Source organism: Photobacterium sp. 270122K (assembly GCF_059941365.1).
Genome location: NZ_JBPOEN010000003.1, coordinates 463,210 through 477,213 on the forward strand (window position 1 = coordinate 463,210; position 14,004 = coordinate 477,213).

General features: G+C 47.7%; 12 protein-coding genes. 6 read left to right on the forward strand and 6 right to left on the reverse strand.

Annotation, left to right across the window (positions count from 1 at the left end; all coding sequences use genetic code 11):
- Positions 1–385 precede the first annotated feature (385 nt).
- On the forward strand, positions 386–880 hold the full coding sequence (locus ACSF8W_RS08205; protein WP_500846588.1) for a peptidylprolyl isomerase: 495 nt from the start codon (positions 386–388) through the stop codon (positions 878–880).
- A 598-nt stretch (positions 881–1,478) separates the two neighbouring features.
- Here the strand turns inward: ACSF8W_RS08205 and ACSF8W_RS08210 are convergent.
- Complete coding sequence (locus ACSF8W_RS08210) at positions 1,479–1,871, reverse strand: hypothetical protein (protein WP_500846590.1); 393 nt, start codon at positions 1,869–1,871, stop codon at positions 1,479–1,481.
- Positions 1,872–2,257: 386 nt separating this feature from the next.
- On the opposite strand from ACSF8W_RS08210, the gene ACSF8W_RS08215 reads away from it, so the two are divergent.
- Together ACSF8W_RS08215 and ACSF8W_RS08220 are read left to right on the forward strand one after the other, a co-directional pair.
- Complete coding sequence (locus ACSF8W_RS08215; protein WP_500846592.1) at positions 2,258–3,472, forward strand: autotransporter domain-containing protein; 1,215 nt, start codon at positions 2,258–2,260, stop codon at positions 3,470–3,472.
- A 117-nt stretch (positions 3,473–3,589) separates the two neighbouring features.
- On the forward strand, positions 3,590–3,871 hold the full coding sequence (locus ACSF8W_RS08220) for a hypothetical protein (RefSeq protein WP_500846594.1): 282 nt from the start codon (positions 3,590–3,592) through the stop codon (positions 3,869–3,871).
- Positions 3,872–3,954: 83 nt separating this feature from the next.
- On the opposite strand, the gene ACSF8W_RS08225 is transcribed toward ACSF8W_RS08220, so the two are convergent.
- From ACSF8W_RS08225 to ACSF8W_RS08235, 3 genes are all read right to left on the reverse strand, one after another.
- Positions 3,955–5,820 (reverse strand): methyl-accepting chemotaxis protein, encoded by a 1,866-nt coding sequence (locus ACSF8W_RS08225; RefSeq protein WP_500846596.1) that lies wholly within the window; start codon positions 5,818–5,820, stop codon positions 3,955–3,957.
- A 220-nt stretch (positions 5,821–6,040) separates the two neighbouring features.
- Positions 6,041–6,595 carry a hypothetical protein gene (locus ACSF8W_RS08230; protein ID WP_500846598.1) on the reverse strand — a complete coding sequence of 185 codons (555 nt, stop codon included), beginning with the start codon at positions 6,593–6,595 and terminating at the stop codon, positions 6,041–6,043.
- 133 nt (positions 6,596–6,728) lie between these two features.
- Positions 6,729–7,706, reverse strand: coding sequence for a GlxA family transcriptional regulator (locus ACSF8W_RS08235; protein WP_500846600.1), 978 nt, complete (start codon positions 7,704–7,706; stop codon positions 6,729–6,731).
- Between the two features lie 115 nt (positions 7,707–7,821).
- Here ACSF8W_RS08235 and ACSF8W_RS08240 point away from each other — a divergent pair, with 115 nt between their 5' ends.
- Positions 7,822–9,669 (forward strand): beta-ketoacyl synthase, encoded by a 1,848-nt coding sequence (locus tag ACSF8W_RS08240; protein ID WP_500846602.1) that lies wholly within the window; start codon positions 7,822–7,824, stop codon positions 9,667–9,669.
- 121 nt (positions 9,670–9,790) lie between these two features.
- On the forward strand, positions 9,791–10,726 hold the full coding sequence (locus ACSF8W_RS08245) for a PfkB family carbohydrate kinase (protein ID WP_500846603.1): 936 nt from the start codon (positions 9,791–9,793) through the stop codon (positions 10,724–10,726).
- A 151-nt stretch (positions 10,727–10,877) separates the two neighbouring features.
- On the opposite strand, the gene ACSF8W_RS08250 is transcribed toward ACSF8W_RS08245, so the two are convergent.
- Both ACSF8W_RS08250 and ACSF8W_RS08255 read right to left on the reverse strand, forming a co-directional pair.
- Positions 10,878–12,173, reverse strand: a complete 1,296-nt coding sequence (locus ACSF8W_RS08250; RefSeq protein ID WP_500846605.1) for a DEAD/DEAH box helicase — start codon at positions 12,171–12,173, stop codon at positions 10,878–10,880.
- Between the two features lie 241 nt (positions 12,174–12,414).
- On the reverse strand, positions 12,415–13,131 hold the full coding sequence (locus tag ACSF8W_RS08255) for a glycerophosphodiester phosphodiesterase family protein (protein WP_500846718.1): 717 nt from the start codon (positions 13,129–13,131) through the stop codon (positions 12,415–12,417).
- Between the two features lie 512 nt (positions 13,132–13,643).
- On the opposite strand from ACSF8W_RS08255, the gene ACSF8W_RS08260 reads away from it, so the two are divergent.
- The gene (locus tag ACSF8W_RS08260) at positions 13,644–14,000 is read left to right on the forward strand and encodes a YibL family ribosome-associated protein (protein ID WP_500846607.1); all 357 of its coding nucleotides are present in this window, start codon (positions 13,644–13,646) and stop codon (positions 13,998–14,000) included.
- The last annotated feature ends 4 nt before the right edge of the window (positions 14,001–14,004 follow it).

Here is a 14,004-nt window from a genome sequence, read left to right on the forward strand (position 1 = left end):
GTTTGATGGTTTTGTTACGTCGATACGAGTCGTTCGTTATCAACTATGTTCAATACTTGGTAATTACGGCAATCAAGGCAAAGCGAAAGGGAAAGAATTAGAGGTGCGAAAGAGAAATAATAACATTCGCGTTACATTGCGGGCGTTTTTTGAACCCACCTATCACGAAAAACCACAAAATACGGAGACTTTCGTCATTTTTTTTTGATGTGATGGATTGTAGGATGAATGATTATTGCGTGGATTACGTAAAATAAGAGTGGGGAATGTAGTGCTACCACTGATGATAAAATGCGGCATATTGATGCTTGGGAAGCGGTGGTGTTCAGTGATAAACTCCGCGCTCATTTATTCTTTCCTCAATTATTGAGCGGCGATACAGCAAATGATTATCTTAACAACCAATCTTGGCGACATCGAAATTGAACTGAACATGGACTTGGCGCCAGTGACGTGTAAAAACTTTTTGCAGTACTGTCAGGATGGGTTTTATGAAGGCACGGTTTTTCACCGTGTAATTCAGGGTTTCATGATTCAAGGTGGCGGCCACACTGCTGATATGACAGAAAAGCCAACCCGTGATCCGATTGTGAATGAAGCAAACCGCGGTTTGAAGAACATGACAGGTACCATTGCGATGGCCCGTACCGATGCGCCACATTCTGCAACGGCACAGTTTTTCATTAACCTTGCGAATAACAGTTTTCTTGATCACACGGAAACAACGAACCAAGGTTGGGGTTACACCGTATTTGGTCAGGTGACGGCTGGTATGGATGTGGTAAAAGCGATCGCTAAGGTGAGAACCGGTAAGAAACGCGGTGGCCATGAAGATGTGCCTAAAAAACCGATCACTATTGAAAAGGTAACCATCAAGTAATCGCACTTGATTGGGTAGAGAAATGCGTGTCACGGCTTGGGATAGCGTGACACGCTTAATTTAGGTGGGTATGTTTCATCTTTATTGTCTTCTTTTCCTTCTGTTATAGGCTTACTCGCTTACTCGCTTACTCGCTTACTCGCTTACTCGCTTACTCGCTTACTCGCTTACTCGCTTACTCGCTTTTTACGCAACACATGCACCGTGTGGTGTCTGCTGCGCGTATCTGACCATGCCAATATCGTGGCGTAATAATGTTTAATCACGACCCAATACAAGCTCGCAGACAGAAAAACAGCCAGTGCGATCGGAGACGGATTCATGTTACTAGAAGGTAACATAAGCACGATATTGAGCAGACTAGCCCCCAAACAGACCGCTAAAATGGGGTAGTAGCTGAGCTGGAAAAAATGCCGATAATGAAAAAAAATCTGGAAAGTAAGTTGCTTAACGGGAGTTAGCCATAAACTGTTCATCAGAAAACCCTCTCATCACCTTGATAACATCAAATTAACACTCTGCTTGTGTTGTGACTACATAGCCTGATCACACTTTTATCGTTGTGGCTCGCTTGTTTATTTAATCGATATATCTATCACTATTTTGGTGTTGGTGTTGGTGTTGGTGTTGGTGTTGCCGGCGTGCTGGTCGTGTGGCTGAGTGGGTTTGGGCACAGTGAGTCTGTCAGTGCTAAAACAGCGTCTTGCTGCTCAGGGGATTGATGAATGTCCGGATACCGAGTGCGCACTTTTTCCATACACAACTTCGCTGCGCTAATGACGCTCATCAAGTCATCTTGTGAGTCGGTGATACGGGACAAGCTACCACTGTCTTTCGCATCTTTCAGCGTTGCCTGAATGGTTTCTACTTGCTGATAAGGCTCTTTCAGGCATTGGCAAATGTCTTTGGCAGCTTGCTCTGTCAATGTAGGGGCTGCCACCGCGTCGTTATGAATGAATAACATCAATAAAATAGCCAAACGATAAGCCATAATTTTTATCTTTTTCTGACATCGACAGCTATGAGTATAGCCACCTTGTCGTGAGTCACGTCATATCAAACAAAGGTATAAACAACGGCGTTAATATAATTAATGGTTTTATACGCATGTGTGTTAGACCAAGATCCTCATTTTTCTATCAATAAATCATGCATCTACCGTCACCGTTATTCGCACTTCTAGTCGCAGGCAAGAATAGGGGGCCGTTATTTCTGCTTATTGATGGCAGGGTTGGGTGAATAATCGACACTGTATATTTTTTGGGACAAGTATCATTTCTGCGCTGCCTATACTGATTAAGTTAAAAATAACCAGCAAGACACTTTCACGATGTAGATAAGAAAAAGAGAAAGTGGTAACAAATTTTTGGGGGCATTATGTCATTGTCTTTAAAACAGGTGACAGCCGTGACATCGGTTGTGTGCCTGATGGCATCATTACCTGTTGCGCATGCAGGTAATGATGCTGATAGCACATTGAGTGACAGACTCTCCGCTGAAATGGATGCTGCGGTATCAGAGTTAAAAGGTATCGCCAGCCATGTGCGGGGCGATAAGATTGACCGCAAAGTTCGCGCGAAAATGGGGCGTTATTCCACCGCCGGATTGCGGGGGAAAGCGATCAAAGAACGCACATCCATTAAGCGAACTGTTCGACAGCCGGGCTATTTATCCGGTGCACTGCCTGTGCAAAATGCGGTTTCGACACAGGCTGGTGGCGCGGGCGTCACGCACAGCCATGCCCTTGGCGGCTACATGCGGGTTGATTCGACCACATTGAATGACAATGCGAATCAAGCCGGTAATGAGCAAGAATACAGTGGCTATTCACTGACGCTGGGCGGGGATTACTTATTCCGTGAGCATTATCTGTTTGGGCTTACTTTAGGCCTGCCTTTCTATCAATCATTTAATGCGACGAACGATACTGAAATTGATGGATTAGTCGCATCGGGTTATTTCAGTTATTTCCGTGATGCTTGGTATATTGATTTTACGGCCAGCTACGCCGTGATGGACACAGACATTGAACGGCAAGTGACACTCTATACCGACTCTGTGATTAATAACGCCAATGAAGCCGACTCGGATATATGGGTATTTTCCGTCGGAACCGGGTATGTGTTTACATACGACTACCTGAATGTGGCACTGGAAAGCAGCGTTCAACATACTCTGTCTGATACAGACCGTTATTCAGAGCGGTTATCGATGACCAATTCTAATTACCTGATTTCTAAAATTGATAACGTGGATGCGTTGGAATCAACCATGTTGATTTCAGGGGTCAGTGTGTCGCATCCGTTGCGGACACCGTTTGGTATGTTTCAGCCGTATGCCAAGGGGTATGTGCATTATGATATTGCCAGTGGGAATGAGCGGGTGATCTCTCAGCTTAAATCTAATCACTCTGGCAGTATTTTACCCATTGTGGTGGATTCGGATGACAACTTCTATGGCCGTATGCACCTTGGGATTTCCGGCGCGTTTAATCAGGATTGGTATGGCTATGCAGAAGCGAGCAGCTTGATTGGGCATGATGATTTGTCTGCGTACACCTTGTCTGTCGGGGTCAGCATCGCGTTGGATTAACGCCGGTGAACACGCAAAAAATGCGAAAGGTAAAAATAAACGCATTGTTCATCTTTGGTTCATTTTCGTTGGCATACACTGCAAACAATGAAAACAAAGATGAATGAAAGGTCAGCTATGAAAAACATGATTGCTAGTGTAATTGCACTTGTATTGGGTTTCTTTACCGTTACATTCGCTGCCGTGATGGGCTTATTTATCGGACTGGGCGCATTGATTGCCAAGCCGTTCATCAAAAGAAAGCTAAATGCCGCGTATGAGCAAGCGATGCAGCAACAAGGATTCAATACCCATGCCTATGAAGGCGCGGGTTCACAGCAAGGGTCAACCATTGATGGTGAATACGAAGATATCAGCCATCGTAACACGGACAAAACCGGTAGCCACCGTTTGGCATAACCGTTAATGTCTAGAAAGTAACACCCGAAAAATGAACAAAAAACGCCAGCATGATTGCTGGCGTTTTGCGTTTGTATGAATGCTTAAATCTTAAACTTATTCACTTCAATGTTCAGATGCTGCGTGATGCCATTCAGTTCTTCCGCGAGTATCTGTGTTTCTCTCGCATCGACGGACAGCCGCTCCGACACATCGTTAACCGCCTGTGTATTTCGACTGATCTCTTCCGACACTGCCCGTTGTTCTTCGGCCGCGCTGGAGATGTGTGTCGCCATATCCGAAATGTGCTGAATTGATGCCGTGATTTGCTCAAGTGCCAGAGTGGCATTGTTGGCTTCTTCGACGCTGCCTGTTGCCATTTCTTGGCTTTGCTGCATGGTGGTCACAGCGGTGTGTGTATTGCGTTGCAAGGTTTCGATCATTGAACGAATTTCAACGGTTGAGCTGTGTGTTCGTTGTGATAAGACACGCACTTCATCGGCCACCACAGCAAAGCCTCGGCCCTGTTCGCCGGCGCGTGCTGCTTCGATGGCGGCATTCAGCGCCAACAGATTGGTCTGCTCAGCAATCCCTTGAATAGTGGACAAGATGGCATTGATTTCTTGCGCATTGCTTTCCAACTCTTGAATGATACTGGCAGCCTCTTCCACATGGAGAGCCAGTTGGGTGATCGATGCTTGGTTGCGACTGATCACTGCTTTACCTTCATTGCAGTTGGTGTGAGACGCAATCGCCGCACTGGCGGTACCTTCCGCGTGGCTGGCTACATCTTGTGCCGTGGCTGACATCTCATGCACCGCGGTTGCGATTTGTGAAATTTCCCCGAGTTGAAGCTGCAAAGCTTGGCTGTTTTGTTCCGCCATCGCGTGGCTGCTACGGGCTTGTTCTGCCAATTTGACGGTAGACCCAGCAATGCCTGAAACGGATTGATGCAGTTTTTCAATAAAGGCATTCACATGCCCACCTAAACGGCCAATTTCATCGTCTTGCGGGAAATCAAGACGGCGAGTGAGGTCGCCATTGCCTTGGGACAGATCCTGCATTGCATCCGATAATTGCTCGAGTGGTTTCAGGGCGCGTCCGACAAAGAAAAGCGCCGCGCCAATCACAACCGCGACTTGGAAAAGGGTGCTGATCAGTGCATCAAACAATGCGGCATCCACTTGTTCAAAGGCCTTCGCTTTGTCGAGAACCAAGGCAAAGTACCACTGAGTGCCAGTCACTTGGTCGATTTGCACCAAACTTTCCACACCACTGATGGTCATGGTGGCAAGGTGGTCGTTACGGCTCATCGCCTGAATGGCGCTGGTGGTTAGGGTGTCGTTGATATTGGTAGCAGGCTTTAATGTCAGCGAGGCATTAGGGTGAGCAATGATTTCACCTTCAGCATCGATCAGTATCGCAAACATACCGTCTTGGTTTAATGCCAACACGTCCGTCACCAAGGTATTAATAGAGACATCCGCAGCTATCACCCCTTGATTGTGTGTGGCGCTAAAAGGACGCGCCAGCGTGACCACTAATTGGTTAGACGATGCATCAATATACGGTGAGGTAATAATGGTACGGTTCTCTGCCTTGGCCTTCTGGTACCACGGACGTTCACGCGCATCATAATCGTCAGGGAAAGAGATTTGCTTACTGAGAATCACATCGCCAGAATGCAGGCCAACGTAGACCAAATCGAATTCACCGGCGTGCATGGTCTGTGCTAATGCATCAGTAGGGCCGGCTTGATGATCAAACGCAGGGATCACCGATTGGGTGATCATCGCTTTGTTTTCTAACCAATGGCTGATATTGGCTAACGCGGCTTTGTTTAATGAAGACACCAAGCGCTGGGTCGATTGCTCGGCATCAGCGGTTAATCGATCACTGGCAAGCCACGTTTGTATAGCTGAAATTGCGAGGATGATACAGGCAAATGTCAGACAGAGTTTATGTTTCATAGAAAAATTCACTGCATTTCCTTTATTTAGCAATGGCAGGGAGAAGACACTTTCAGGTCCTGTCGTGGAATGTGCTTTTATCGGCATGCATGCTGTTTTCTACTGTGAAATGTTGATAAAGAATAAATATGCGTGATCTAATTCACATATAACTGCGCATATGAAGCCGGTTGGGTGTCGTATTGTCTCAAATTATTATTTTATGCGGTTGAGCGTGTGGTTATTGGTGGTAATAGGTATTAAGGCAAGAGAAAAATGCGTTTATATCGTCGGACTTGGCATTAAGTCGATATCGATTGGCGTTGTCTCGCAATTCAAAATGCCCTTGGTCGGTCCCCATTAAACCAGACAGCACATCAAAGGCTTGTTTGTCGCTCGTTCCCCCTAACATCACCAAACGGGAAACGGTGTGTTTCGTCCCGTTATTGCGCCAATTGGCCGTGAACACTTCAATGGGCTGTCCTGCGCGGTAGTAGGCAATATTTTCAAAGCCTGTCGGATGAGAAATGGCGGTTTTCATGGCGACATACCGTTGGCGATACAGGTTATCCGTAATAAAGGCGACTTGCAGGTTGGGGGTGAATATATCGTTCGCATTTTTGACTAGATGAAACAGATCCAGTCGACATTGCTTCTCACTGCTTACCACCAAACTGGTTGGGTGAAGATCATTGGCGGCAGAATCAGTCGACGGTGGTTGGCTGGCCTGTGCAGCGTGAAAGATGAAACTTAACAGGCAGGTGACTAAACGTGGGAGTTGGGAATGAACTGGCATGGTGCAACTCACTTCTCGATCAGACAAAACCAACTAAATCATAGGCGGTGATGGGGCTAACCGACTGTCTCAAATCAACAACAAGGTGTCCACAGACTGCCTATTACAACGACAACTTACGGTTTATAGGTTCTTACGGTTTATAGGTTTTTGCTTTCACCATGCGGCGGTATTGCGTCGGTGTGATGGCAAACTGTTTTTGAAAGCGAGTGGAAAAGTGATAGGCATCTTTATAGCCCACTTGTTCTGCGACGTCTTGCACGGACATGCCGACATCCCTGAGCAGTTGTTGCGCGGCTTCCAGCCGTAAACGGAGCAAATATTGATGCGGGGTTTGGCCAACCTGATCGCTGAATTTTCGATTGAAACTGCGTAAGGGCAGGCCACAGTGATCCGCCACACTTTGTGCCGTGATTGAATGGGACAAGTTACGCTTCATCCATTCCTGTGCCAGCGCTATCGACTCATCAAACTGCAACTGTCCGCCGATTTGATAAAACGGCTGTTGGCTGGTTTTTGATATTTCGTGGCCGAAGTGGGTTTCGATGGTGTTGGCGATATTCTGCCCGAAATGCTGCGCAATCAGGTACAGGATCATTTCAGACTGTGAGTTGATACTGGTGGTACAAAACAGGTTATCTGCCGCTGTAATCGACGCCTGGCGATTGAGGGTGATGTGCGGGTAACGGGCGGCAAAATTATCGTAATAGTACCAATGGGTGGTGGCAACCTGATGATCCAGTAAGCCGGTTTCTGCTAACCACAGCACGCCCGTGCCGGTCGCTACTAATTTGGCGCCTTTTTGATGCTGCTTTATGAGCCAAGGGATAATGTTGGCGGAGCGGCGGATGGATTGCAGTGGGTTGCCCCACATCGGTGGCAAGATCACGACATCAAAAGATTGATCGTCATCGTAGGTAATGTCGGGTTGTAAGCGAAGTCCCGCGGTGACTTTGGTCGGTGCCAATTTGGGCGCGACAAGTTTGATGCTGAATGGCGTTTGGCGCTGTTCGGTACGAGAACGCAGGCTGGCAGCACTCGACAGCATCTCTGCGGCCAATGAAATACCGGTGATCAGTGCGCGTTCATAGAGGAGGAATCCCACATTCATCGTTATTAGTTCGCTGTGTTGGCGTGAATGGCAGTCATAATGGCATAAATGCCAGATGAATGAACAGTGTAAATCGGTAATCTATAGGGGTTAAGGAATTTAAGTGGGTTTTATAATGATGAAGTTACCTTTGATTGTCGGATTTGGCGGTATGAATGCAGCGGGGCGAAGCTCCGGTTTTCACAGCTATAAGCGTATGGTAGCGGATGTGTTGTCGGACGCGGAGATGGCGTCAACGTGGCAAGATTTGAGTCGACGTATGGGGTTATCAGATTCCGATGCCGTCAACGAAGATATCATTGCGGCGATCAAAGCCGGTACATTAGTCCGTCGAATCGAATCGTTTGATCCGGACAATCTGCTTTATCAATATAAAGCCACACTGCAAAGCAATGAAGACATTACGTTTACGTTACGCAAATCTAAATTGCCGAGCAAGATCCCTGAGAACTGGCAGGTCGAAGAACACGGTAGCCAAGTGACCATCACCGTCACCGGTGAACTGGGCGCATTGCTTGAAGATCGCGTGGCGTTCCCCGTGACGAGTGGCGGCAATATTCCACGTGGTTTTGATCCGAGTAAGTTATATCAATCCCGTTTCCATCCGCGCGGCTTAACCTTAACCGTGTACGGAGCGTCTGATGCCTTGAATTCCTTGGGCATGGATTGGGAGGCCATTCTTGAGCATATTGAGCCTGACCAAGTCTCTGTCTATGCGGGCAGTGCGTTGGCACAGGTTGATGAATATTCACTGTCAGGCATGTTGGCCGCGCCACTGACGGGCGGACGTGTTAGCTCTAAAATGATGGCGTTGTCATTGGCCGAAATGCCGGCCGATTTCATCAATGGCTACGTTATCAACAGTATTGGCACAACAGGTACCAACATGGGCGCTTGTGCGACCTTCTTGTATAACTTGCGCCAAGGGATGAATGATATTCAGCAAGGCCATTCGCGGGTTGCGATTGTTGGTAATGCAGAAGCCCCTGTTGTGGCAGACATCATGGAAGGCTTCCGTGTGATGGGGGCGCTGGCAGAAGATGCACAGCTCAAAGCCCTTGATGGCAGTGAGAAGGTTAATAACCGCCGAGCTTGTCGTCCGTTCGCCGAAAATGCGGGTTTTACCATGGCAGAAGCGGCACAGTTTGTTGTGTTGATGGATGATGAATTGGCGTTAACGCTGGGCGCTAATATTTATGGCTCTGTGGCGGATGTTTTTATTAATGCAGACGCAAACAAGAAATCCATTTCAGCGCCAGGAGTTGGTAATTATGTGACGGTGGCGAAAGCCACGGCATTGGCGAAAGCGATTCTTGGCCCGGAAGGCGTAAAACAAACCTATGTACAAGCACACGGTACGGGGACCCCTCAAAACCGCGTGACAGAAAGTCATATTTTGAATGAAGTGGCTAAAACGTTCGAGATTGATCAGTGGCCCGTTGCCGCGATCAAATCGTATGTGGGCCATTCCATGAGTTGTGCACCGGGGGATCAGCTAATTGCCTCACTCGGGGTGTGGCAATACGGTTGGATTCCGGGGATCTCAACAATCGATGCCATTGCTGATGACGTTCATCAATCTCACCTGAATATTCTGACGGAACACTTACATGTCGGTGAGAAAGGGGAAGGGATGAAAGCGGTTATCCTGAATGCAAAGGGCTTTGGTGGCAATAACGCCTCTGGTTTGGTGTTATCACCACAGCAAACCTTGGCCATGCTGGCGAAAAAACACGGTGAGAAAACGATGGCTGACTATCAGCAGAAACACCGTGTGGTCGCGGAACAGACTGAAGCGAGTGATCTGGCCGCGTGCCGTGGCGAAGAAGTGATCCGTTATCACTTTGGTGAGAGTGTGATGGATGATAGTTCAGTGACCCTGTCACAAGATAGTGTTCAGTTATCCCAGTTCAGTCACGCTATCCCATTGAATTTTGACAATCCATACAGTGATTATTGCTAAAAACTTGCGTATCGCAGCATAATGGCAAAATGAACGGCAACGTGAAAACGTTGCCGTTTTTTTGTCCTATATTCAAAGTAATAACACAGGATGGAATCTGAGTTCAGGGGGAGGCACTGGAATGGCAAACATCATGTTGTTGGCGAACCTCAATTGTGATCGCGTGTTAGCGTTAGAGGAACCGTTAGAAGCGGGTGGACGGCATCATTACCAAGATCTTGGTCGTCGGCTCGGTGGTGGCGGCGCGAACACGGGGCTGGGTTTAGTGTGGGCGGGTCATCATGTCGCTTTGGTCAGTCAAATCGGCCGCGATGACACCGCGGATTGGTTATTGGCGGAAGCAAGCTTGCAAGGGCTGAATTGTGCGTTGTTACACCGTAATGATATTGCCACCCCTGAGCTCATGCTGCTGATGACACCCGATGGCGAACGCACGATTATTCGTCCTGCTCGTCCCCGCTTTGAGTTAAATGCGGCGCCGGATTTATCGCGTTGGGATGCCATGTATATCAATACCTCAGCAGAAGGCGTTGAAGCGTGGGCAGAGGCCGCCGTGACGTGCATTGCTAATGATGTTTTGGTGGTCGCTCAGTTACCCAAAGGCGACGAACAGCGTCCTTGCCATGTGCTGATCACCTCCGCGTCTGATTTGGCGGCGCATCGTCAGTGTCACCAACACCGTTGTCACCAGTACGAGCCTCGCTCGGCGGTCGATATCAGTACGGTGGCCGATGCTGATGCCGATAGTGAGGCGATCTGGGCCTATGGCCAATCGGTCAGTGGTGAACGTTTGCGCTATTTTATCGTGACAGACGGTGAAAAAGGGGCAACGGCCTATTCTTCACACGGGGCAGAAACGGTACCAGCGGTACCGGCAGAAGTCGTCGATACGACGGGGGCTGGGGATGCATTTGCTGCTGGCGTGATCCACGCGTTACTCGCGGGACAGTCTATCCGCGTAGCGATGGAAGCCGGGGCGAAATGGGCGGCGTTTGCTGTCGAAACATCCAGTTCCATTCCGGGCGAGGCGTTTAAGCAATATATCGAACAGCGCTAATCTATCTATTCATCGAGAGTATTACGCCATAGCGTTAAGTGTTTATAGGCAGTCATGCGTAAGCAACAGAATGAAAAAAGGGTTAGCCAGTGGCTAACCCTTTTCATTTCTTTTTTATTTCTGTGCCTTTCAGCGTTTACATCGCGGGGGATTATTTACCCAGCTTGCTAACTTTTGATTTGTTCAGTACAGCACGACGCAAACGCGCACGACGCTCTGCATCTGACTGCTGTTCAGTCGGGTTGTTAGTACGGCCACGACGGTCACGGAAAGCCGGTTTAGTGTGCATTTTATCGAGTAGCGCTTCACGGCTCTTTGGCTCGTAACCTTCTAGCTCAACACGGCGAATACGTTGTTTGATCAACGCTTCTACCTGCACAAGGGTCAATTCTTCTTCGCGGCTTACGAAAGAAACGGCGTGACCCTTCTGACCAGCACGACCTGTACGGCCAATACGGTGTACATAGTCTTCCGCCAAGAATGGCATGTCGTAGTTCACAACATGCGGCAGACCTTGAATGTCCAAGCCACGTGCAGCAACTTCTGTTGCTACCATGACGCGTGCTTTACCTTCTTTAAATTCATCCAATGCACGGCGGCGCGCACTTTGTGCTTTATCACCGTGGCAAAGTACCGCTTTGATACCGTCCATTTTAAGCTCTTTCACAAGCTCATTCGCGGTTTCTTTGTAGTTAACGAAAACCAACACTTGTTGCCAGTTTTTCTTGCCGATCAGTTCAGACAACAGCTCACGCTTACGGTCTTCTTCAACAGGGTATACCACGTGGGCGATGGTATCGGCCGTGGCATTTTCTTGGCTGACAGAAATACGCTGAGGTTTACGCAGCAGGTCACCCGCCAATACGTTCATTTGGCTTGACGATGTTGCAGAGAACATCATGGTCTGAGGGTGATTACGGATTTCAGACATGATGGTGCGGATAGAAGACACAAAGCCCATATCCAACATACGGTCAGCTTCATCGAAAACAAGGAATTCAAGGTTCGCCAATAAGACCTTTTTCAGATCCATGTGCTCCATCAAGCGGCCAGGAGTGGCAACAAGAATATCAAGACCTTGCTCCAGTACACGTTCTTGCGATGACATTTTGGTACCGCCGTAAATCGCAGCCACTTTGATGTCGGTGTACTTGGTGTAGTCTTCGATGTTTTTCGCAATTTGTGCGGCCAGTTCACGTGTCGGTGCAAGGATCAATGCGCGCACATTAAAGCGACTACGTGGCTTAGGCTTATCCAGAATTTTCTGAATAATGGGAAGAGAAAACGCTGCAGTTTTGCCAGTGCCTGTTTGTGCGTTGGCAAGAATATCGTTTCCTCGACGAGCGTGCGGGATCGCTTGCTGTTGGATTGGCGTTAATTTCTCGTAGCCGCACTCAGTAAGGGCGCGGACAATGTCCTGAGAAAAGTTTTGTGATGCAAATGACATTCTTATTTCCTAAAGCAGACGGCTGAGCCTGACAAAATTATGGTCGGTGATTATAGATGAATAATAGATGGCTGTGGGGACTATTTTCAGTGAAATGCGGGGAATTTGCTCAGTCAGCGTCAAATTGCAAGTAAAAAAGGGCAAGATTCTCGGTGAGGTCATGATTAACATGAATAAAAAAGCAGAATTGAGCCAGCGGTCGGCACATTCTGCCTTTGTGATCATCGCATTGAGTCGGTGATTAGGTGCGCGTTGAAAACTGATCCGGGCAGTCTGTGATAATTACATCCACCCCCATATCAGAAAAGCGTTGGGCCTGAGTAGGATCGTTCATGGTCCAGATTTGCAGCTGAAGCCCTGCTTGCTTAATGCTTGCTGCAATCGCTGGCGTGAGGATGTGATGATCCATGTGCACACTGAAGAGTGATAAGGGAGCAAGATGGTTTAATTGATCCGAAGGCCATGATTCGCAAATATAGCCCCGTCGAATATGCGGTAACACACGTTGGCAGTGCTGAATAGCGGCCATTTCAAAGCTGGAGAGAATGAGTTTATCGGCGGGAAAGTCAATGCGATGAATGAGGGCTGCGACAGCATCAACCAATGGAACCGCTTCATCCACATGGTGGATTTTAAGCTCCACGTTCAGTGTCAAATCGAGCACGAGACACTTGTGCATCGCCTGCTCTAAGCTCGGAATGGTTTGTGCTGCGAATTGGGGGGAAAACCATGAACCTGCATCTAAGCGTTGCAATTGAGCAAGTGTCAGGGAAGCGACCTTGCCTGTGCCGTTTGTGCAGCGTCTGACGGTTTTATCGTGAAAAACAACAGGAATACCATCAGCGCTGAGCTGGGTGTCAATTTCAATGCCTGTTGCGTCAGTTTGAGCGGCAACACTAAACCCTGCGAGGGTATTCTCTGGAGCTAGCGCTGCCGCACCACGGTGTCCTGCAATAATCATAATGATGTTAACGCCTTGAAGAAATCAAACGGTGATCATCATAATGGATCTTGGTATTGCATGCTATGTGTACCGAGTCTTCTCTCTACGGATTCAGGAAGGGCGCAACGGGATCGCCAACCGCGATGAAATAAATCGTCCGACAAGTATGACAACGGAATTTTTGACTCTGCTTGTAAGTAATGTGTTTTTCGATAAAACGGCGTTTAACACGAGAGAAGGCAGATTTTCCACATTGTTGACACATAACGAGTTAGTCCTTTGTTCGTCATTTATTTGACGGAGTATAAATGACTTTTTGACGTGTTTGTTGATGAAACTCACATTATCAAATCGGCATAAGTGCTCTCGATTTCATATCGTCGTTTCTCTCGCATTATTTGTTAGTGATAAAATTGAAAATAATAAAATCTGACCCAAAGCTTAGGAGTTGATATATAATCTCCTGTTCGCAATATTTCTTAAGATCGGTATCTTAAGACGTTGTCGTAGAAAATTAAGGTAACTACATGAATTTAAAGCAAGAGCTTCAGCAACTGAATAACCGTTTGGACAAGCTTCGTCGTAAGCTCGCTGGAGCAAAAGAGCGTGGTGATAAAGCGATCGCCGGCCAAGCAACGCAAGAGATTGAAGCGATTACAAAAAAAATCAATAGCGTGAAGAGTAAGCAGCAGCGCATCGTCTACAAAGAAAGCGGTGATGTGAAGTCAATGGCGTTTAAGCGTGTTCTGACGAAAGCAGAACAAGCTGACATGGGTAAGCTGAAAAAGTCTGTGAAAGGCTTGGTCGTTGTACACCCAATGACTGCGCTTGGCCGTGAAATGGGTATCAAAGAAGTGACTGGCTTCGCACCTCAAGCGTTCTAATTTC

Excerpts from the sequence above, each read along its gene's own strand:
- ACSF8W_RS08205 (WP_500846588.1), top strand. The coding sequence starts at position 386 with ATGATTATCTTAACAACCAATCTTGGCGACATCGAAATTGAACTGAAC.
- ACSF8W_RS08210 (WP_500846590.1), bottom strand. The coding sequence starts at position 1,871 with ATGGCTTATCGTTTGGCTATTTTATTGATGTTATTCATTCATAACGAC.
- ACSF8W_RS08215 (WP_500846592.1), top strand. The coding sequence starts at position 2,258 with ATGTCATTGTCTTTAAAACAGGTGACAGCCGTGACATCGGTTGTGTGC.
- ACSF8W_RS08220 (WP_500846594.1), top strand. The coding sequence starts at position 3,590 with ATGAAAAACATGATTGCTAGTGTAATTGCACTTGTATTGGGTTTCTTT.
- ACSF8W_RS08225 (WP_500846596.1), bottom strand. The coding sequence starts at position 5,820 with ATGAAACATAAACTCTGTCTGACATTTGCCTGTATCATCCTCGCAATT.
- ACSF8W_RS08230 (WP_500846598.1), bottom strand. The coding sequence starts at position 6,595 with ATGCCAGTTCATTCCCAACTCCCACGTTTAGTCACCTGCCTGTTAAGT.
- ACSF8W_RS08235 (WP_500846600.1), bottom strand. The coding sequence starts at position 7,706 with ATGAATGTGGGATTCCTCCTCTATGAACGCGCACTGATCACCGGTATT.
- ACSF8W_RS08240 (WP_500846602.1), top strand. The coding sequence starts at position 7,822 with ATGATGAAGTTACCTTTGATTGTCGGATTTGGCGGTATGAATGCAGCG.
- ACSF8W_RS08245 (WP_500846603.1), top strand. The coding sequence starts at position 9,791 with ATGGCAAACATCATGTTGTTGGCGAACCTCAATTGTGATCGCGTGTTA.
- ACSF8W_RS08250 (WP_500846605.1), bottom strand. The coding sequence starts at position 12,173 with ATGTCATTTGCATCACAAAACTTTTCTCAGGACATTGTCCGCGCCCTT.
- ACSF8W_RS08260 (WP_500846607.1), top strand. The coding sequence starts at position 13,644 with ATGAATTTAAAGCAAGAGCTTCAGCAACTGAATAACCGTTTGGACAAG.